Here is a 20,092-nt window from a genome sequence, read left to right as displayed (position 1 = left end):
AAATGAGCCGGGGGCTTGCAACTTTGGAAAGGAGAACATATGCTGAGATTAAGAGTAGAAGATAAAAATCCGCAGCTGAACAGAGAATTGGCAGTATACATGGAAGAAAAAAAGGGGATTCTGGAGAAGATTTTAAAAGGACAAAAGGAATATCAAGATGCTCTGGGGTGGTTTCGGACAGAAGAATGGGCGAATCAGGCGAATCTGGACTATTTTTGCGAACTGGCAGAAAAAATCAGAGAGGACGCGGACGTATTTGTGATTATCGGTGTGGGCGGCTCCAATAATGCAGCTCGCAGCGTCATAAAGGCATTGCAGACAGACAGGAAAGTAGAAATCGTATATGCGGGAAACACCCTTTCTCCCCATGCTTTAAATAAAATGCTGGAGAGTCTGGAAGGAAAATCCGTGTACATAGACTGTATTGCCAAGAATTTTGAAACCTTGGAACCGGGGGCGTCTTTCCGCATTTTACGTAAATTTCTGTATGAAAAATATGGAGAAGATGCGGGAAAGAGAATTTTTGCCACAGGTACCAGGGGCAGTTCCCTGGAAAAATTGTGCAGGGATCATGGGGTATACCTTTCTGGAGTTCCCGGAAAATGTAGGAGGCAGGTTTTCCGCTTTTACCAGCGTAGGGCTGCTTCCCATGGCAGTGGCAGGTCTGGATATCCGCAGTTTTGTAAAAGGGGCGGCGAAAATGGAAAGACAGTTAAAGGAGAGTGACTGGAAAAATAATATGGCATATCAGTATGCCTGTCTTCGGAACCTGTATAGGGAAAAAGGCTATGGGATAGAGATGCTGGCAGGTTTTGAACCGCAGTTTCGCTGGTTTTACAAATGGTGGATACAGTTGTTTGCGGAAACGGAGGGCAAGGACGGAAAAGGATTGTTTCCGGTTTCGGCAGAGTTCTGCGAAGAACTGCATGCAGTGGGACAGTTTATTCAGGAGGGAACGCCGCTGCTTTTTGAAACCTTTTTAGATGTGCAGGAACAGAACAGCTCCCTTTCTGCACCAAAAGATTGGGTGGAGGATTTCTTTGATTATTTGAATGGAAAGGATTTCTGGGAAATGAACAAGGCTTCTTTTACGGCTACCGTAAAGGCACATAGAGAAAAACTTCCCTGTCTGGTACTGGAAATAGGAAAAGTCGATGAATATCACTTCGGGGAGTTGTTTTATTTCTTCCTGTTTTCCTGCTATGTTTCTGCGGAAATTTTGGGAGTCAATCCCTTTAACCAGCCGGGGGTAGAGGGATATAAGCGGTATATGTTTGAGGCGCTGGGCAAAGAAAAATAATTGACAGTGCTTTCTCCCGGTGCTATGTTAATGCTGAGTTTTCTTTTATGATTTTTATAAGAGGCTGCAGTATTTTACAGGCGAAAAGGGGATAGAAATGAAAGAGATTTACAGGGTGCAGACCGCGCCGAAGGCATTGGAAGACAATCAAATCAGAGGAGCGCATTATCGTATTACGGTTCTTACAGAACGTTTGCTGCGTCTGGAATATGATCGGGACGAAGTGTTTGAGGATCGCTCTACCCAGGTGGTTTTTGACCGGGACTTTCCAAAAGCAGCATATGAGGCAAAAAGAACGAAGGAAGGACTGGAGATTCGAACCGAATTTCTGCACCTGGTTTACAATGAAAAGGAATTTTCTTCTAATGGGTTGTCTATACAGGTGGGAGGCAGAAACAGTAATTACAGGAGTATCTGGCGTTATGGCGACCAGGGAGAAAATTTAAAGGGAACTGCCAGAACACTGGATGGCGCAGAAGGTGAAATTCCGTTGGATGACGGCGTGATGTCCCAGATGGGATTTGCACTTTTGGATGACAGCAAGTCCCAGGTGCTTCTGGAAAACGGTTGGATAGAGCCAAGGAAAAAGGAAATCCGAGATTTGTATTTTTTCGGATACGGACATGATTACAAGGGAGCTTTACAGGCATTTTATAGACTGTGCAGAAAGCCGCCCATGCTGCCGCGATATGCTTTGGGTAACTGGTGGAGTCGTTATTATCCATACACAGAAGAAAGCTACCTGGAATTAATGGACAGGTTTGAAAGAGAAAATCTGCCTTTTACAGTGGCAGTCATTGATATGGACTGGCATTTGGTGGATATTGAGGAAAAGTACGGAAGCGGGTGGACAGGCTATACCTGGAACAGAGCGTTTTTTCCAAAGCCGATCCGTTTCTTAGAAAGGCTGCATGAAAAGGGTATGCGGACAACTTTAAATCTCCACCCGGCAGACGGGGTGCGGGCATTTGAGGAAATGTACGAGCCTATGGCAAAAGCAATGGGGGTTGACATTGAGAAGCAAGAGCCGGTTCTATGCGATTTGGCAAATCCCGATTTTTTGGAAGCTTATTTTACCTGTCTTCATCACCCAAGAGAAGAGGAAGGGGTGGATTTCTGGTGGATAGACTGGCAGCAGGGAAACACCACAAAAATAGAGGGATTAGATCCTCTGTGGATTTTGAATCATTTTCATTTTCTGGATCATCAGAGAACAGGAAAAAGACCTCTCCTCTTCTCCAGATATGCAGGTCCGGGAAGCCACAGATATTCGGTGGGATTTTCGGGAGATACCATTACCACCTGGGAATCTCTTCAGTTTCAGCCTTATTTTACAGCCGTGGCTTCCAACATTGGCTATGGCTGGTGGAGTCATGACATTGGCGGACACATGTTGGGGTATAAGGACGATGAGATGACAGCAAGATGGACACAGTTTGGCGTGTATTCCCCTATTTTGCGGCTGCACAGCTCTAACAGCGAATTTAACGGAAAAGAGCCATGGCGATTTAAGCCGGAAACAGAAAAGGCTATGGGAGAGGCCCTGCGGGAACGCCATCGTCTTCTGCCATATCTTTATACCATGAATTATCGGGCGTATAAGGAAGGACTGCCTCTGGTACAGCCAATGTACTATGAATATCCGGAAAATGGCGAAGCGTATTATGTGAAGAATCAGTATCTCTTTGGTTCTGTACTTATGGTTGCCCCTGTAACAAGTCCTCGAGAAAAGGGGATCAACAGGGCAAAGACGGTTGTGTGGCTTCCCGAAGGACTGTGGTATGACCTGTACACAGGTATGATGTACAGTGGAGACAGAATGCTTGTCATGTACAGAAGTATTGAGAGTATCCCTGTGCTGGCAAAGGCAGGAGGAATTTTGCCTCTTACAGAGGAAATCAGAGGCACAGAGGCGGGAAGGAATCCGAAATCTTTGCATATCAAGGTATTTACAGGAGCCTCAGGTGATTTTGTACTCTATGAGGACGACAATGAAACCTGTGCTTATGAAAAGGGAAGCTGTGTAAAAACATCTATGAGTTACAGGGAAGAAAAGGAAGAAGTCGTTTTTGAAATCAGAAGACCAAAGGGCGCGCTGGAGCTGATTCCTCAAAGGAGAACGTATCGCGTGGATTTTGTGGGAATGAAGGATATTGCAAAGGAGCAGATAAGGGTCTGTATAGATGGAAAAGAAGTTCAGGCAGTAGTTTCTTATAACAGGAAAGCTTCAGGCTGTGGAGGTGTGTCGGAGAGGTATCTATAGAGCAGGAGGTTAGAGTTGTTTTTACCGGGGAGCTGCAGAGAGCGGAAAATCAGGTGGAAGAGCGGTGCTTTGCATTTCTGGATCAGGCGGAAATCAGCTTTGTAGAAAAAGACCGGATTTATAATCTGGTAAAAAACAAAAAGCCGGCAGCGGAAATTTTGGCAGAGCTTTTGGCGCAGGGGACAGATAGGGAGCTTTATGGGGTAATAGCGGAACTTTTGACCGGGAAAAGTTGATGATGGGAAAAGAGGCTGGCGCAGTGTGTGCATATCGGGAATATTCCTGATTGCTGCTTCCTGCGCCAGCTTCTTTTTACGGTCTGTAGAAAATTTTGTTACAGCCTGCTTTTATTCAATGACTTTCAGCCAACCCTCCGGCGCTTCAAGTCTTCCCATCTGGATACCGGTCAGTGTTTCATAGAGCTTCTGAGTCACCGGTCCCATAGCGTCCATGCCGCTCGGGAAACAGATTTCTTTTCCATGGTCTACAATTTTGCCAACCGGTGAAATGACGGCAGCAGTGCCGCACAGACCGCATTCAGCAAAGTCTTTAACCTCGTCAAGGTATACTTCTCTTTCTTCTGCTTCCAGTCCCAGATATTCTTTTGCCACATACATGAGGGAGCGGCGGGTAATGGAAGGAAGAATACTGTCGGATTTCGGTGTAACAACCTTTCCGTCCTTTGTAATGAACAGGAAGTTGGCGCCGCCGGTTTCTTCTACCTTTGTTCTGGTTGCTGCGTCCAGATACATATTTTCGTCATAACCCTGTGTGTGTGCGTCCATAATGGCATGGAGGCTCATGGCATAGTTTAGTCCGGCTTTAATATGGCCGGTTCCATGAGGAGCTGCACGGTCAAAATCGCTGATGCGGATGGTGAGAGGCTTAACGCCGCCCTTGAAATACGGACCTACCGGGGTTGTAAAGATACGGAACTGATATTCATCTGCCGGTTTTACGCCAATCACCGGATTGGTGCCGAACATATAGGGGCGGATATACAAGGTTGCGCCAGATCCATAAGGTGGAACATAAGCAGCATTTGCCTTTACTGTGTTTACAACAGCTTCTACGAAACGGTCCTCCGGGAACACAGGCATTTCCAGTCGTCTGGCAGAATCTGCCAGACGGCTGGCATTTAAATCCGGGCGGAAGGTGACAATGCGTCCGTCCTGTGTAGTGTAGGCTTTCATTCCTTCAAAGACAGTCTGGGCATACTGCAGGACACCGGCACACTCATTTATGACAACGGTTTCGTCCTGTGTCATTCTTCCTTCGTCCCATGCATTGTCCTTAAAATCAGATACAAAGCGGTAATCGGTTTTTACATATCCAAAGCCCAGATTGGACCAGTCAATGTTCTTTTTCTCCATGTTCATTTCCTCCATTCAGCCGCGGAATGCGGTAGCTCATTTTTTTATCTTAATTTTTTACCATTATAAAACTTTAACGTGTGAATTGCAAGAGAAGTTCCGTTGCTTTTTTGGATTCTTTCATATATAATTTAAAGGAATAAGAATATCAGAGTTTTGAATAGAGAATCCGGAAGTTAGGAGTGAAGAATATGTCTGTAAATGACTGGAATAATTTGGGGAGAGATGTGAAAAATATTGTGCAGAATGCCATTGATACAGGAGATTTTGGCAGATTGAACAGAGATTTGGGACAGACACTGGAAAGCGCTCTGGGAAATGTGGCGCAGAGTATGAAAAATGCGGGAAATATGGCAGGGCAGTATTACAGAAATCAAAAGCAGCAGGAAGAACCAAAGCCTTATGGACCGGGGAACGGATACAGTACAAACTACAGTTACCGTCCCTTTGGACATTACAGAAGTCCGGAGTCTTCCCGGCGGGTGAAGGAAGCGAGAGAGGAGTTTGCATTATTTGTGAATACAGGCACAGCAAGAGCTATGGGCATTTTGCTGACAACCCTTGGGACAGCGCTGACCATTATGTTCGGCGTAACTGCAGCAGGATTTCTCATTGCTTCGATTTTTGTTCAGACTGTAGCTGAAAAGCTGGGAATCATATTGGGTGTTTTTGGAACTGCTGCGGTATTAAGCCTGATTATGGCAATTTGCGGAAATCAATTGAGAAAGAAGATTAAACGCTTCCGCGCCTATGTGAAGACCTTAAATGGAAAGCCCTATGGAAGCATTAGGGATTTGGCAAAAAGTGTAAGGAAATCTGAAAAATTCGTGCGAAAAGATTTGAAAAAAATGATTCAAAAGCGCATGTTTCTGGAGGGACATCTGGATAAGCAGGGAACCTGCCTCATAGCTAGTGACGAGGTTTATGACCAGTATATGAAGACAGAAGAAAATGTAAAAGAATTAAAAGAAAAAGAAGCAAAATCACCGAAACAGCAGCTTTCTGAGGAAGTGAAGAAGGTGATTGAAGAGGGCGACCGCTATATCGAAGAAATCCGCAGAAGCAATGATGCTATTCCCGGAGTGGAGATTTCCAATAAAATTTATCATCTGGAAAATGTGATTCTCAGGATTTTCCAGAGAGTGGAGCAGCACCCAGAGCTGATTCAGGATTTACATAAATTTATGGATTATTATCTTCCTACTACCATGAAGCTTCTGAATGCTTATGAGGAGTTGGATAAGCAGGGCCTGGAAGGGGAAAACATTAAAACCGCAAAGAGAGAAATTGAAAATACTTTGGATACTATTAACGTAGCCTTTGAAAATCTCCTGGACAGCTTTTATAAGGAAACAGCCTGGGACGTGTCTGCGGATATTTCAGTATTAAAAACCATGTTGGCGCAGGAAGGACTCATGGAAGAAAAGAGTTTTCAGAGAAAGGAATAAGAAAAGATGAGTGATGAATTAAAAGATTTTACGGTAACTCCCACATTAAGCTTTGAGCCGTTGCAGGAGGAAGCGCCTGTTGCAAAGGGAAAAAAGGAAGAGCCTGCAGAACCTAAAATGGACGACAGTATTCTGTCCCCTGAGGAGCGGAAAATGGTAGATGATTTTGCCAAGCAGATTGATATCCGCAATTCTGCAGCCATTCTTCAGTACGGTGCAGGCACACAGAAAAAAATGGCGGACTTTTCAGAAGATGCCCTGGAAAAGGTACGGACAAAGGATCTCGGGGAAGTGGGAGATTTGCTGGAAGATGTGGTTACAGAATTGAAAAACTTTGATGCAGAGGAAGAGCGCAAGGGCATTATGGGATTTTTCAAAAAGGGTGCCAACAGGCTGGAATCCATGAAAAACAAGTATGCAAAAGCAGAAACCAATGTAAATAAAATTGTGGAATCTCTGGAAAAGCACCAGATTCAGCTTATGAAGGACGCAGCCATTATGGACAGAATGTATGCTTTGAATCTGAACTATTTTAAAGAACTGTCCATGTATATTCTGGCAGGAAAGAAGAAGCTGGAGGAAATCCGCAGCACAGAGCTGCCCAAGCTTATGAGTAAAGCGCAGATCAGCGGGCTGCCGGAGGACGCCCAGGCAGCAAAAGATCTGGATTCTCTCTGCGACCGTTTTGAAAAGAAAATCCACGACCTGGAATTAACCAGAATGATTGCGATTCAGACTGCGCCTCAGATTCGCCTGGTACAGGGAAATGACACTTTAATGGCAGAAAAAATCCAGTCAACCATTGTAAATACCATTCCTCTCTGGAAAAGCCAGATGGTGATTGCCCTTGGGGTGGCGCATTCCACAGAAGCGGCAAAAGCCCAGAGAGAAGTTACAGATATGACAAACGCCCTGCTTCGGAAAAATGCGGAAACCTTAAAGCTGGCAACCGTTGAGGCGGCAAAGGAATCAGAAAGAGGTATTGTAGATATTGAAACCCTTCAGAAGACCAATGAATCCTTAATCAGTACCTTTGATGAAGTAATGGCGATTCAGAAAGAAGGACGGGAAAAGAGAAGAGCCGCGGAAGCGGAAATCTATCGTCTGGAGGGAGAATTAAAGAATAAGTTGCTGCAGATTCAGCATTAAGGAGGTGGGATTTATGTATCGGGAACATACAAAAGTCATATCCATTGGAGATAAAAAAATCGGGGGCGGAAACCCCATTTTGATTCAGTCCATGACCAATACGCCAACAGAAAATGTGGAAGAAACCGTAAAACAGATACTAGAGCTTGAGGCAGCAGGCTGTGAGATTATCCGTTGTACAGTACCTACTTTAGAAGCTGCAAAAGCAGTAAAAGAGATTAAAAAGCAGATACATATTCCTTTGGTGGCAGACATTCATTTTGACTACAAAATGGCCATTGCAGCCATGGAAAACGGAGCAGATAAAATTCGCATTAATCCGGGCAATATCGGTGGAAGAGAGAAAATTCAGGCAGTGGTAGACACAGCGAAAGAACGAAATATCCCAATTCGCGTAGGGGTAAACAGCGGCTCTCTGGAAAAGGAACTGGTGGAAAAATATCACGGTGTAACAGCAGAAGGCCTGGTGGAGAGCGCCCTTGATAAGGTGAAAATCATAGAGGATTTGGACTATGACAACCTGGTTATCAGCATTAAATCTTCAGACGTTTTAATGTGTGTAAAGGCGCATGAGCTACTGGCAGAAAAGACACAGTATCCCCTTCATGTGGGAATCACGGAGGCAGGAACCCTGTACGCAGGAAATATTAAATCAGCCGTAGGTCTTGGTATTATTTTGTATCAGGGAATCGGGGATACCATAAGGGTATCCCTGACCGGAAATCCGGTAGAGGAAATCAAGTCAGCCAAACGGATTTTAAAGACTTTGAATTTGCGAAAGGGCGGCGTGGAGGTGGTTTCCTGTCCGACCTGCGGAAGAACAAAGATTGACCTTATCGGTCTGGCAAATCAGGTAGAAAATATGGTGCAGGAATTTCCACTGGATATAAAGGTGGCTGTTATGGGCTGTGTAGTCAACGGTCCGGGAGAGGCAAAGGAAGCAGACATTGGAATTGCCGGAGGCAAGGGCGAAGGTCTTTTGATTAAAAAAGGCGAAATTGTCCGAAAGGTACCGGAAAAGGAACTGCTTTCTGCGCTTCGGGAGGAGCTTGTAAATTGGAAATGAGTATGGAGGCATTGCGGTTATGGAAAAGGAATTTCTGAATGTGTTCCGTAATCTGGAATTAAAGGGAGAGCTGAAAGCGCTGCTGGAAGAAGTGGTAGTGACAAAGGTATCCGTAAACCGGAAAAAGGATCATTTAAGGGTTTATATCCGAAGCCGACAGTGGATTCACAAAAAGTATATTTATGCACTGGAAAGGGCGATTGCATCTCAGTGTTTCCAGGGAGTTTCCATGGAGGTTAAGGTGCTGGAGCGGTTTGCCCTTTCCAGCCAGTATACGCCCCAATTGTTTTTTGAAGCGTATCAGTCTTCTATGGGACTGGAACTGAAAAATTACAGCATTCTGGTTTATAATATGTTCCGGAATGCTGTTATTACGTTTCCGGAAACAAATACTATGCATATGCTTTTACAGTCCACTGTGCTGGCAAAAAGTAAGGAAGAAGAGCTGATTCATTACATGGAAAAGGTATTCTGTGAGCGGTGCGAATTTTCTTTAAAGGTAGAGGCAGAATACCAGGATCCAAAGGAAAGCAAATTCCGGAAAAACAGTGATGTTCGTATTGCACAGGAGGCTGCCCATATTATAGAAATGTCTGCTTTAGGACACAAAAAAGCAGACATTCCGGAGGAAGAAGAGCCGGAAAAGGAAGCATCATATATACAGAAACAGGAACAAAAAGGATCCAAAACACAGGAGAATAAGGAAAAATCCGGCAAAGCGGAGCATGGATCGAAAGGCGAAAAAGGCAGAGGAAAGGGAGAAAAATTTTCTTCGGATTTCAGAAGAAGTGTAAAGCGTTCAGATAATCCTGATGTGCTTTACGGAAGAGATTTTGAGGATGAAGCGATACCTTTGGAAACCGTACAGACAGAAATGGGAGAGGTGTGTATCCGGGGACAGATTATGACTCTGGAAAAGCGGGAAATCCGCAATGAAAAGACGATTCTTATTTTTTCTATTACAGATTTCACGGACTCTATTACCGTAAAATTATTTGCTCGTAATGACCAGGTAGCTGAAATCACAGAAGGGGTGAAGGAAAAGGCCTTTGTGAAATTAAAGGGTGTTACCAACATTGATCGTTTTGACAGTGAGCTGACCATTGGATCTGTGGTTGGCATTAAAAAAATTGCCAGCTTTGGAACCGTGCGTTCAGACAATGCCCCGGAGAAGCGGGTTGAGCTGCACTGTCATACCAAGATGAGCGATATGGACGGCGTTTCAGATGCAAAATCCATAATAAAAAGAGCCTATGAATGGGGACATAAGGCAATCGCTATTACAGACCACGGTGTTGTACAGGCGTTTCCGGAAGCCAATCACTGCTTTGATGCCTGGGGCGGCGTTGTACCGCCGGATTCTGATTTTAAAGTGATTTATGGTGTGGAGGCCTATCTGGTAGATGATTTAAAAGGGATTGTGCAAAACAGTCAGGGACAGAGCCTGGACGCTCCCTATGTGGTTTTTGATATCGAAACCACGGGATTTTCTGCGAAAAAGGATAAAATTATTGAAATTGGCGCTGTGAAGGTGGTAAACGGAAATATTACGGAACGGTTTTCTGAGTTTGTAAACCCGGAGATTCCGATACCTTTTCGAATTGAACAGCTTACAAGTATTAACGACAGCATGGTAGCAGGTGCCCCTACTATTGATGTAATTTTACCCAGGTTTGAAAAGTTCTGTAAAGGCTGTGTTATGGTGGCACACAATGCAGAATTCGATATGAGCTTTATCAAGAAAAATTATGAGGATTTAGGAATTGAAAGAGAGGATACCATTGTGGATACCGTGGGCATGGCCCGCTTCCTTCTGCCCCAGCTCAACCGCTTTAAGCTGGATACTGTGGCAAAGGCAGTAGGGGTATCCCTGGAGCATCATCACAGGGCAGTTGACGATGCCTCCTGCACAGCGGAAATTTTTGTGAAGTTTCTTCAGATGTGCAGAGAGAGGGATATTTTTGATCTGGATAAGCTCAATGAGGAAGGTTCAGTTTCTGTGAATACCATTCGGAAAATGCCAACCTATCATGCGATTATTTTGGCAACAAACGATATTGGGCGTGTCAATCTGTATCATCTGATTTCGGATTCCCATCTGATTTATTATCAGAGGCGTCCCCGTGTGCCAAAGAGTCTGTTTTTGAAATATCGGGAAGGGCTGCTGATTGGCTCGGCATGTGAAGCCGGAGAACTGTATCAGGCTGTGTTAAACGGAAGACCGGAAGCTGAGATTGCCCGGCTGGTAAATTTTTATGATTATCTGGAGATTCAGCCTCTTGGAAATAATGCTTTTATGATTCGCAACGAGGACCGTTCCGACATTACCTGTGAGGAGGATTTACAGGAGATTAACCGGAAAATTGTCAAGCTGGGAGAGGCATTTAACAAGCCGGTAGTAGGAACCTGTGACGTGCATTTTCTGGACCCGGAGGACGAGGTATACCGAAGAATTATTATGGCAGGAAAAGGCTTTGACGATGCAGACGACCAGGCGCCTCTTTACCTGCGTACCACAGAGGAAATGCTGAAGGAATTTTCTTATCTGGGAAGGGAAAAGGCAGAGGAAATCGTGATTACCAATCCCAATAAAATTGCAGATATGGTGGAGAAAATTTCACCGATTCACAAGGGGAAATGTCCGCCTGTGATTGAAAATTCGGACAGCATGTTAAGGGAAATCTGCTACAATAAAGCTCATGAAATTTACGGAGAGAATTTGCCCAAAGCCGTGGAAGAGCGTCTGGAGAGAGAGCTGAATTCGATTATTTCCAATGGATATGCGGTTATGTATATGATTGCCCAGAAGCTGGTTTGGAAGAGTAACAGCGATGGCTATCTGGTTGGATCACGAGGTTCCGTAGGCTCGTCCTTTGCAGCAACCATGTCGGGAATTACAGAGGTAAATCCCTTAAGTCCCCACTATTACTGTGCTAAATGTCACTATGCGGATTTTGATTCCGAGGAGGTGCGGGCGTATTCAGGAAGAGCTGGCTGTGATATGCCGGATAAGAAGTGCCCGGTGTGCGGAGAGCCTTTGATTAAAGAGGGATTTGACATTCCATTTGAAACCTTTCTGGGTTTTAAGGGGGATAAAGAGCCGGATATTGACCTGAACTTTTCCGGGGATTATCAGGGAAAGGCTCATCGTTATGTGGAGGTTATTTTTGGTGCAGGGCAGACCTTTAAGGCTGGAACCATTGGTACGCTGGCCGAAAAAACAGCCTTTGGATATGTGAAAAAATATTATGAGGAGCGGGGGCAGAGAAAGCGCTACTGTGAAATTAACCGTATTGTGCAGGGGTGTACCGGAATCCGCCGTACTACAGGACAGCACCCAGGTGGAATTATTGTACTTCCTATTGGCTGGGATATTGAAGAATTTACCCCTGTGCAGCACCCGGCAAATGATATGAACAGTGACATTATCACCACGCATTTTGATTACCATTCTATTGACTCCAACCTGCTGAAGCTGGATATTCTGGGACACGATGATCCTACCATGATTCGTATGCTGGAGGATCTTACAGGTATTAATGCAAGAAAAATTCCTCTGGATTCCAGAGAGGTTATGTCCCTGTTTAAAAATACAGATGCCCTGGGAGTTACTCCGGCAGATATTCGGGGATGCCCACTTGGGTGCCTGGGAATTCCGGAGTTTGGTACAGACTTTGCCATGCAGATGTTAATTGACGCCAATCCTACCTCTTTTTCGGATTTGGTGCGTATTTCCGGGCTTTCCCATGGTACGGACGTGTGGCTTGGCAATGCGCAGGATTTGATTAAATCCGGTACCGCCACTATTACCACCTGTATCTGCACACGAGATGATATTATGATTTATCTGATTAACAAGGGATTGGAGCATGGACAGGCATTTACCATTATGGAGAGTGTACGTAAGGGAAAAGGATTGAAGCCGGAGTGGGAGGAAGAGATGAAAAAGCATGATGTCCCAGACTGGTATATTGCTTCCTGTAAGAAGATTAAATACATGTTTCCAAAGGCTCATGCGGCAGCGTATGTTATGATGGGCTGGCGTATTGCTTACTGTAAAATCTTCCACCCTCTTGCTTATTATGCATCGTATTTCAGTATCCGAGCCACAGCTTTTTCCTATGAACTGATGTGTCAGGGAAAGGAAAAGCTGGAGTATTTTATGGACGATTATGAGAGGCGAAAGGATACGCTCAGTAAAAAGGAACAGGATACTTACAAGGATATGCGAATTGTTCAGGAAATGTATGCCAGAGGCTTTGAATTTGTTCCCATTGATATTTATAAGGCCAATGCTCATACCTTCCAGATTGTGGGAGATAAGTTGATGCCTGCCCTGGATACCATTGAAGGCCTGGGGGACAGAGCGGCTGATGCCGTAGTAGCGGCCGCAGAAGAAGGAGAATTTTTATCTCTGGACGATTTCAGGAACCGGACAAAGGTAACAGCGTCCACCATTGATTTAATGAATGATTTGGGGTTGTTTGGAAAGCTGCCTCAGTCAAATCAGATGTCATTGTTTGATTTTCAGTAGGGAGAAAGGAGAAAAATTTTGTGTTTTTTTCAGGAATCCTATTCCCTTTTTTGAGAAATTTGTTACAATAGAGGTGTTCTAAAAACAAAAAAAGAAGAGGAAAGGTGAAACCATGCAGGAATACAAACCATTTAAAGAAGGTAAAGTACGTCAGATTTTTGATATCGGAGAAGAACTTGTTATGTATGCAACAGACAGGATTTCCGCATTTGACTACATCTTGAAAAACAAAATCACAGACAAAGGCGCCGTTCTTACAAAAATGTCCAAGTTCTGGTTCGACTTCACAAAGGATATTGTGCCGAACCATATGATTTCCACGGACACAAAGGATATGCCGGAATTTTTCCAGACACCGGAATATGAAGGACATGTGATGTTGTGCAAGAAACTGGAAATGCTCCCTGTAGAATGTATTGTCAGAGGCTATATTACAGGAAGCGGCTGGGCAAGCTATAAAGAAAATGGTACTGTATGCGGTATTCAGTTACCGGAAGGCTTACAGGAATCTGATAAGCTGCCTGAACCTATCTATACACCATCTACAAAGGCAGAACTGGGTGACCATGATGAGAACGTTTCTTTTGAAGAAACTGTAAAAACTCTGGAAAAACTCTATCCAGGAAAAGGACAGGAGTATGCAGAAAAGCTTCGTGATTATACCATTGCCCTGTACAAGAAATGTGCAGAATACGCATTGACAAAAAATATCATTATTGCAGATACAAAATTTGAATTTGGTCTGGACGAAAACGGAGAAGTGGTATTAGGTGATGAAATGCTTACACCGGACAGCTCCAGATTCTGGCCGTTAGAAGGCTACAAGCCGGGTCAGGGACAGCCGTCCTTTGACAAGCAGTATGTACGCGACTGGCTGAAAGAAAATCCGGACAGTGATTTCCTTTTACCGGAAGAGGTTGTGAAAAAGACTGTAGATAAATATGTAGAAGCTTACGAACTGCTTTCAGGAGAAAAATTCTAAGAAATTCTATTAAATTATATATGTCTTTTGATTATCTTTTTATATCTTCTTAAATGTCCGTAAAGCCTTATTTTAGGCTCTACGGGCATTTTGCTTTTGTGGTAAACCTCACATATCTAGGTTCATGTTCTTGCTAGGGCTTTTTTTCTGGGTTAGTAATCAAGAGAAAAGGGGTCAGGGATAAGTTCACATGAACATTCCTCAAACTCGGCTGTTACTATTTCATTAACGGATTTTAATGCGGCTGCTAAATCATTCATTGCAAGAACGTTTGTTTCGATTTGAAAATATACGGCTATCCATAAATGTCTGCCTGTTTTTGTTATATCATAAAAAACAGGTTCAAAATGGTATTGCTCCATAATCGGATTACACAACATTTTGATTTTCTCTACAAGTTCCTTATCCGGCGAAAATAAAAAGATATCTTTGATTGCCCTCCATAGAACCTTAATACTTTCGGGAAGCATAAATACCATAATAATTATAGCAACAATCTGGTCAAAATATGGGGCGAGAAAGTAAAATGGTGTTTTCTCTAAATAAAGCGAGATGAAAAAAGCAAATGACATTCCTAAACTATATGCAATATCTAATTTCCAACCTAGAAGTTCTGCTTTTATAGTTGGTGAGGATAAGTTATTGCTCAAACGGTTCATAGCTATGAAAATAATAATACTAGCTATTCCAAGAAAACACTGGAATATGGAAACTAAGCCGTTATCCACAGTATTTCCACCGGATATTACGGAATGAAGCACTTCGGCAGAAACTCCTAAAGTAACAGATAACATCATTATGCCTTTAATGATAATAAATATCGTTTCAATTTGAAAATACCCAAAAGGACGCTTCTCAGATATCGGTTTATGAAATAATGGGGTAAGGAACAAAAGTAACGCAATAAATACCAATTCTGCCGTATCATATACTGCATCGGTTAGAGATGACTGTGAATGGCTGTATATTGCAAAAATAAATTCAAAAACTGCAAATAGAAGTCCTGAGAAAAAGGATATTTTTAAAATTAACTTTTCTTTTTTTTCGGTTATCATATTATTACACCTGCTCTTTAAATTGTTTTACGAAATAAAAACAGAAAAAGGTGGGAAAAGATTGTGATTTCTGTTGTTTTGGCGCTGCAATACAAAGTTCGTTGCGGCAGCGCCAAAAGTAAATACTATTCTAAAAGTTCACGAAATGCCTGAATCAGCTCATCATTTTTTTCAGGACTCATGACACAGAACCGTATAAAGGAATTGTCCAGGAACGGGAAGGTGGAGCAGTCCCGAATCATCAGTCCCTTTCGGATACAGGAGTCAAACACCATTTCAGAAGTGATTTCCTCCTTTAAAATTTTCATAAGAAGAAAATTGGAGCAGGAAGGGTATACCTTTACTGTTTTCCAGCCGGAAAGCAGGGAATAGATACGCTCTCTTTCAGAGGTAATCAGGTTTTTGGTCTGTTCAATATAAGCTTTGTCAGAAAACATGATGCAGCCGGCAATTTCTGCAAGGCTGTTAATGGTCCAGGGATTTTTCCGGGTGTTGATATATTTCAGCAGATCCGGATTTCCGGTAACCGCATAGCCAAGGCGCAGTCCGGGAGCGGCAAAAAAATTTAGAAATTCCTCTTAATACAATGAGATTATTGTAATTATTGGTAAGAGGAATGGCAGAAATTTTGCTTTTGGGATCTGTAAATTCCTCATAGGTTTCGTCTACCATGACAGAAATGCCATATTGCAAAGCTTTGTCCAGAATTTTTCGCATTTCCTTTCTGGGAATTGCTGTGGAGGTTGGGTTATTGGGATTGCAAAGCACCAGTAAATCCAGGCTGTCATTTAAATATTGGCAGAAATCAGACACATCAATTTGAAAATCGTCTTCTTCTTTTAAAGGATAGTAAAGTGTCTGTCCGCCCTCAAGTGCAATTTCACGCTCATATTCGGAATAAGTAGGTCCTAAAATCAGGGCTTTCTGTGGGTGCGTTGTCTGGATAAACAAGGAAATCAGTTCTGTGGATCCGTTTCCCACGATGATGTTTTCAAACTGTGCGCCTGTGTATTCACAGATGCTTTTTCTGAGTCCGGTATACTCCCTGTCCGGATAGGAAGTGATAGCGTCCACATGCTTTGCCAGCGTATCTTTTAAAAGAGGGGAAATGCCAAGGGGGTTGACATTGGCGGAAAAACTGGTGATATCCTCTTTCTTTATATGATAAATTTCTTCGATTTTTTCCAGGTCACTGCCATGAAAATGGTCTTTGTGTTTCAGCATAGAAATCCTCCTTTGGGGTGAGAAATTGTTCCAAAACAGGCTGTGTATTCAAGTTGCACAGCAGAAGTTTGTAGTGTATAATTCATAGTAGCAGAATCTTGTCAATTATTCAATAATCAGATTTCAATATAAATAAAACAGGGCAAAGGTGATATTTTGAAGACACGAATGGAACAACTGATAAACGGAAGATTTGAATATGAAGTACCGGGTTTGGAGCTTTCTGCAGACCATATTTCTCTTTCAGCAGTACCGGAAGAAAAGGTAAGAGGAGAATTGCAGTTCGCAGCACGGGACGGAAGAAAAATAAAAGGAATGGCATATTCCACTCACCGCAGATTTCTTCTGGGAAAAGAAAAATTTTCGGGAGAAAAGATTATTCTTCCCTATGGAATCGACACAAAGGGATTGGAGAGTACAGACTGCATAGAAGGGGAAATCGTTTTAAGCACTGGTATTGGAACTTACCGGGTGCCTTTTTTCGTGGAGATGAAAAAGCCCCAGGTGCGTACTTCTCAGGGAACTGTGGGGAACTTGGAAGAATTTGTCAGTTTGGCAAAAGAGGATTTTAGAGAGGCCTATCAGCTTTTTATAGATCCGTCTTTTAAAAGACTGTTAAAAGGCAGAGAAGAGTTACTGCCGTGTTATGCTGCAATGGTGAAGACACCGGTACCTTATCAGAATCTGGAGGAATTTCTCATAGGTGCAGGGTTAAAGGAACCAGTGCGCCTTACACTGGAAAAGGACAGGCTGGAGTTGTATGAAGTGCAGACCTCTTTAAAGGATACCCTGCGAATCAGAAGAAGCGGCTGGGGATTTCTGCGGGCAGAAATCGAAGCAGAGGGGGAATTTCTGGAGGTAGAAAAGAGAGTAATTCACGATGGACACTTTATCGGAAGTGTCTATGATCTGGAGTATATTATACGCAGGGAATATCTTGGCAGAGGACGGAATTTTGGCAGAATCCGCATAAAAACCGTGTATGAAACTATTACTTATGAAATTATGGCGTCAAAAAACGGAAAGATTCAGGTCAATGTAACCGCATATGAGAAGAAAAAAAAGCTGGAGGCAGCCAGAGCCTTTCTGATGATGGAATTAGGGAAAAAGGACATCAGGGAATGGTGTATGGATATGGAAGCGCTTTTGGAAGAATTAAAGGAAAAGGGATACTATTCCACAGAATGTCAGCTTTTTGAGGCATATATACAGGTGCGGGCAGATAATAAGCAAGAAGCCAGAAGACTTTTGGATTCTCTGGAAAACAATCAGAGGATTCAGCAGGAGGAAATTTTGGAGGGGGCATTTTTGTATCTCAATGAGATTTCTGAGCGGAATATGCAGTCTAAAGAATCTGTAGCAGTGCGTCTGCATCAACTATACCAGAGAAGAGTGGACAGCCTGCTGTTGCTTTCCATGATTTTTCAGTTAGACGAGGAGCATCTGCGTACCCAGTCCAGAAAGATGTTTCTTTTAGAAGAGCAGTACAGAATCGGATGCAGAAGTCCATTTCTCTATCTGGCGGCATGCAGACTGGCAGCAGAAGATGGTTCTGTTTTTCGAAAAATGAACGGATTTATCATACAGGTGTATCTTTTTGCGGAAAAATACGGGATTCTCACAGAAGAAATGGCGTTCCGTGCCATTGACCTTGCGGGACAGATGAAGGGATTTTCCGAAAAGGTTTATAACATTCTGACCTGCATCTACGAAAAATATCCCTCTGTGCATGCAGTCAAGGGTATCTGTCAGTTGATTATGAAGGGAGAACCCAGAAAGGCAGAATATTTCCGGTGGTATGAGCTGGCTGTACAGGCAGAGTTGAAAATCACAGGCTTATATGAATATTATATTGAAACCATGAGTCGAAATTATCAGAAGGTTCTGCCAAAGGTGATACGCCTGTATTTCGGATACAACAATACATTGAGCGATACAAAAAAGGCGTTTGTGTACAGCAATGTGATTCGCAACAAAGAGATAGATAAAGAAACTTACCAGACATATAAAAAAAATATGGAAGAATTTGCAAAGGAGAAAATCAAAGAAGGACGGATAAATGAAGACTTTGCTGTGGTATATCAGGAGTTCTGTGTGGATTCCAATGATGAAAATGTACGGGCAGCTCTGGCAAGAGTGTTGTTTACCTGTCGCCTTTACTGTGATGATCCCAAGATAAGAAAGGTGATTGTGCGCCATGCCTCCATGAAAGAGGAGCAGGTCTATCTCTGTACAGACCGGACTGCCTATATTTCTCTCTATACAAAGGACGCCGCTATTGTATTTGAGGACAGCAGTCAGCGCAGGTATGTGAGTACAGTGGATTATAATGTGCATCACTTGCTGGATATGGAGGAACTGGCAGGAAAGCTTGGAAAAGACGGAAAGAAATATCCGGGCATGTTGCTTCATACTTGTGGCGAACTGAAGCATGAGTGTACAGTGACAGAGGAAAATGTATCCTGCTTTGAGTCTGTGTTAAAGCAGGAAAGTTTTTGCGAGGACTATCGCCAGAATATCCGAAAAAAGCTACTTTTATATTATGAATCCCAGATGGACAACCGGAATTTAAGGGAGTCCCTGAGGGAAATGGATTTCCGTGCTTTTGCAAGGGTGAATAAATGTCTGCTGATTACCATTCTGGTAAAGCAGGAAATGTTTGTGGGAGCCTATGATTTAATCTGTGAATACGGATACGAAAAAATTGAAATGCCGATTTTGCTCAGGCTGTGTAGCCAGATGATTTTAAGACTGGAATTTGAATATGAGGAAGAATTGCTACTTCTGGCAGGATATATTGTAAAATCCGGTGTTTATGATGAGGTGCTTTTGAAATATCTGGTGCAGCACTTTGAGGGACCGGTAAACGAAATGGTAAGGCTCTGGGAGCGGGCAATGGGCTTTGCGCTGGACTGCTACCAATTGGAGGAGCGGATTTTGGTGTGCAGTATGTTCTCCAGAGTCTGCCATGAAAAGGGACTTTCTGTGCTGAAAAATTATATCAGCCAGAGCGGGAAGGAACAGGTGATTCTCTCTTATCTCACCTTTGAGTGTTATGCTTATTTTCTGGGAGAACAGGAAAAAGAGGAATTTTTGTTTGAAGCCCTGGAAAAGGTACTGGAGAGAAAATGGGAATCTGATATCATCTGCAGAATTTCGCTTCTGAAGCACTATGGAGAAACCGGCATTTGGAATCAGAGAAGAAAAGAGCTGGCAGAGGAGATTTTGGCAGAATGTGCAAGGGATCGTCTGCAGTTTGCCTTTTTTCAGGAGCTGCCAAGGGAACTTCTTGGTACCTGTCAGTTAGAGGACAAACTGTTTGTAGAGTGCAGGACTTATCATAACGCCAAAGTAACTTTGTATTCCTATATTGAACGGGGAGAACGCACAGAGGAGAAGAGAGAGCCGTTAAAGGAGAGGTATCAGGGAATTTATAATCGAGAGTTTGTTTTGTTCTACGGAGAAAAGCTGCATTATCATTTTGTCATTGAAAAGGACGGCGTCACAGAGATGACGCAGGAGGAAATCCTGACTGTGGAAGAAGGGGATATGCAGGGAAGCAGTAAGTATCAGATGTTAAATACTATGCTGCAGCTCAAAGAAAAGAACCAGACAGAGGAATTGCAGCGCATGACAGAAACCTATATGGAAAGAGAACAGCAGGTAAAGGAGCTGTTTGCTCTGTTGGATTAGGAGGC

The 20,092-nt window shown here is 43.2% G+C and carries 11 protein-coding genes and 1 pseudogene; 9 read left to right on the top strand and 3 right to left on the bottom strand.

Going from position 1 to position 20,092, the window contains the following annotated elements:
- The first annotated feature begins 571 nt into the window (after positions 1 to 571).
- The 3 genes from DQQ01_RS17710 (at position 572) to DQQ01_RS16665 (ending at position 3,799) form a co-directional block, all read left to right on the top strand.
- A complete protein-coding gene (locus tag DQQ01_RS17710) occupies positions 572 to 1,300 on the top strand; it encodes a phosphoglucose isomerase-related protein (RefSeq protein ID WP_330407486.1) in 729 nt (242 codons plus the stop codon).
- Positions 1,301 to 1,397: 97 nt separating this feature from the next.
- Positions 1,398 to 3,563: a glycoside hydrolase family 31 protein gene (locus tag DQQ01_RS11995; RefSeq protein WP_242980368.1), complete on the top strand. Its 2,166-nt coding sequence runs from the start codon at positions 1,398 to 1,400 to the stop codon at positions 3,561 to 3,563.
- A gap of 53 nt (positions 3,564 to 3,616) precedes the next feature.
- A complete protein-coding gene (locus tag DQQ01_RS16665; RefSeq protein WP_242980367.1) occupies positions 3,617 to 3,799 on the top strand; it encodes a hypothetical protein in 183 nt (60 codons plus the stop codon).
- A gap of 111 nt (positions 3,800 to 3,910) precedes the next feature.
- On the opposite strand, the gene DQQ01_RS11990 is transcribed toward DQQ01_RS16665, so the two are convergent.
- The gene (locus DQQ01_RS11990; RefSeq protein WP_111920230.1) at positions 3,911 to 4,936 is read right to left on the bottom strand and encodes a branched-chain amino acid aminotransferase; all 1,026 of its coding nucleotides are present in this window, start codon (positions 4,934 to 4,936) and stop codon (positions 3,911 to 3,913) included.
- Between the two features lie 191 nt (positions 4,937 to 5,127).
- Here DQQ01_RS11990 and DQQ01_RS11985 point away from each other — a divergent pair, with 191 nt between their 5' ends.
- The 5 genes from DQQ01_RS11985 (at position 5,128) to DQQ01_RS11965 (ending at position 14,115) form a co-directional block, all read left to right on the top strand.
- Positions 5,128 to 6,384, top strand: a complete 1,257-nt coding sequence (locus DQQ01_RS11985; protein WP_111920229.1) for a 5-bromo-4-chloroindolyl phosphate hydrolysis family protein — start codon at positions 5,128 to 5,130, stop codon at positions 6,382 to 6,384.
- A 6-nt stretch (positions 6,385 to 6,390) separates the two neighbouring features.
- Entirely contained in the window at positions 6,391 to 7,533 is a 1,143-nt protein-coding gene (locus DQQ01_RS11980) for a toxic anion resistance protein (RefSeq protein ID WP_111920228.1), read from the top strand.
- Positions 7,534 to 7,546: 13 nt separating this feature from the next.
- The gene (ispG, locus tag DQQ01_RS11975; protein ID WP_111920227.1) at positions 7,547 to 8,599 is read left to right on the top strand and encodes a flavodoxin-dependent (E)-4-hydroxy-3-methylbut-2-enyl-diphosphate synthase; all 1,053 of its coding nucleotides are present in this window, start codon (positions 7,547 to 7,549) and stop codon (positions 8,597 to 8,599) included.
- Positions 8,600 to 8,618: 19 nt separating this feature from the next.
- The gene (locus DQQ01_RS11970) at positions 8,619 to 13,133 is read left to right on the top strand and encodes a PolC-type DNA polymerase III (RefSeq protein WP_111920226.1); all 4,515 of its coding nucleotides are present in this window, start codon (positions 8,619 to 8,621) and stop codon (positions 13,131 to 13,133) included.
- Between the two features lie 112 nt (positions 13,134 to 13,245).
- A complete protein-coding gene (locus tag DQQ01_RS11965; RefSeq protein WP_111920225.1) occupies positions 13,246 to 14,115 on the top strand; it encodes a phosphoribosylaminoimidazolesuccinocarboxamide synthase in 870 nt (289 codons plus the stop codon).
- A gap of 152 nt (positions 14,116 to 14,267) precedes the next feature.
- On the opposite strand, the gene DQQ01_RS11960 is transcribed toward DQQ01_RS11965, so the two are convergent.
- Positions 14,268 to 15,170 carry a cation efflux transmembrane domain-containing protein gene (locus tag DQQ01_RS11960; RefSeq protein ID WP_111920224.1) on the bottom strand — a complete coding sequence of 301 codons (903 nt, stop codon included), beginning with the start codon at positions 15,168 to 15,170 and terminating at the stop codon, positions 14,268 to 14,270.
- 125 nt (positions 15,171 to 15,295) lie between these two features.
- Positions 15,296 to 16,394 (bottom strand): annotated as a pseudogene (locus DQQ01_RS11955) (pyridoxal phosphate-dependent aminotransferase).
- Positions 16,395 to 16,550: 156 nt separating this feature from the next.
- Between DQQ01_RS11955 and DQQ01_RS11950 the strand changes: the two are divergent.
- Entirely contained in the window at positions 16,551 to 20,087 is a 3,537-nt protein-coding gene (locus DQQ01_RS11950; RefSeq protein ID WP_242980366.1) for a DUF5717 family protein, read from the top strand.
- The last annotated feature ends 5 nt before the right edge of the window (positions 20,088 to 20,092 follow it).

The organism is Blautia argi, assembly GCF_003287895.1.
Lineage (GTDB): Bacteria > Bacillota > Clostridia > Lachnospirales > Lachnospiraceae > Blautia > Blautia argi.
This window is presented reverse-complemented; position numbering and strand designations above follow the sequence as displayed.

Excerpts from the sequence above, each read along its gene's own strand:
- ispG (WP_111920227.1), top strand. The coding sequence starts at position 7,547 with ATGTATCGGGAACATACAAAAGTCATATCCATTGGAGATAAAAAAATC.
- DQQ01_RS11995 (WP_242980368.1), top strand. The coding sequence starts at position 1,398 with ATGAAAGAGATTTACAGGGTGCAGACCGCGCCGAAGGCATTGGAAGAC.
- DQQ01_RS11980 (WP_111920228.1), top strand. The coding sequence starts at position 6,391 with ATGAGTGATGAATTAAAAGATTTTACGGTAACTCCCACATTAAGCTTT.
- DQQ01_RS11965 (WP_111920225.1), top strand. The coding sequence starts at position 13,246 with ATGCAGGAATACAAACCATTTAAAGAAGGTAAAGTACGTCAGATTTTT.
- DQQ01_RS11970 (WP_111920226.1), top strand. The coding sequence starts at position 8,619 with ATGGAAAAGGAATTTCTGAATGTGTTCCGTAATCTGGAATTAAAGGGA.
- DQQ01_RS11990 (WP_111920230.1), bottom strand. The coding sequence starts at position 4,936 with ATGGAGAAAAAGAACATTGACTGGTCCAATCTGGGCTTTGGATATGTA.
- DQQ01_RS17710 (WP_330407486.1), top strand. The coding sequence starts at position 572 with ATGGGGTATACCTTTCTGGAGTTCCCGGAAAATGTAGGAGGCAGGTTT.
- DQQ01_RS11960 (WP_111920224.1), bottom strand. The coding sequence starts at position 15,170 with ATGATAACCGAAAAAAAAGAAAAGTTAATTTTAAAAATATCCTTTTTC.
- DQQ01_RS11985 (WP_111920229.1), top strand. The coding sequence starts at position 5,128 with ATGTCTGTAAATGACTGGAATAATTTGGGGAGAGATGTGAAAAATATT.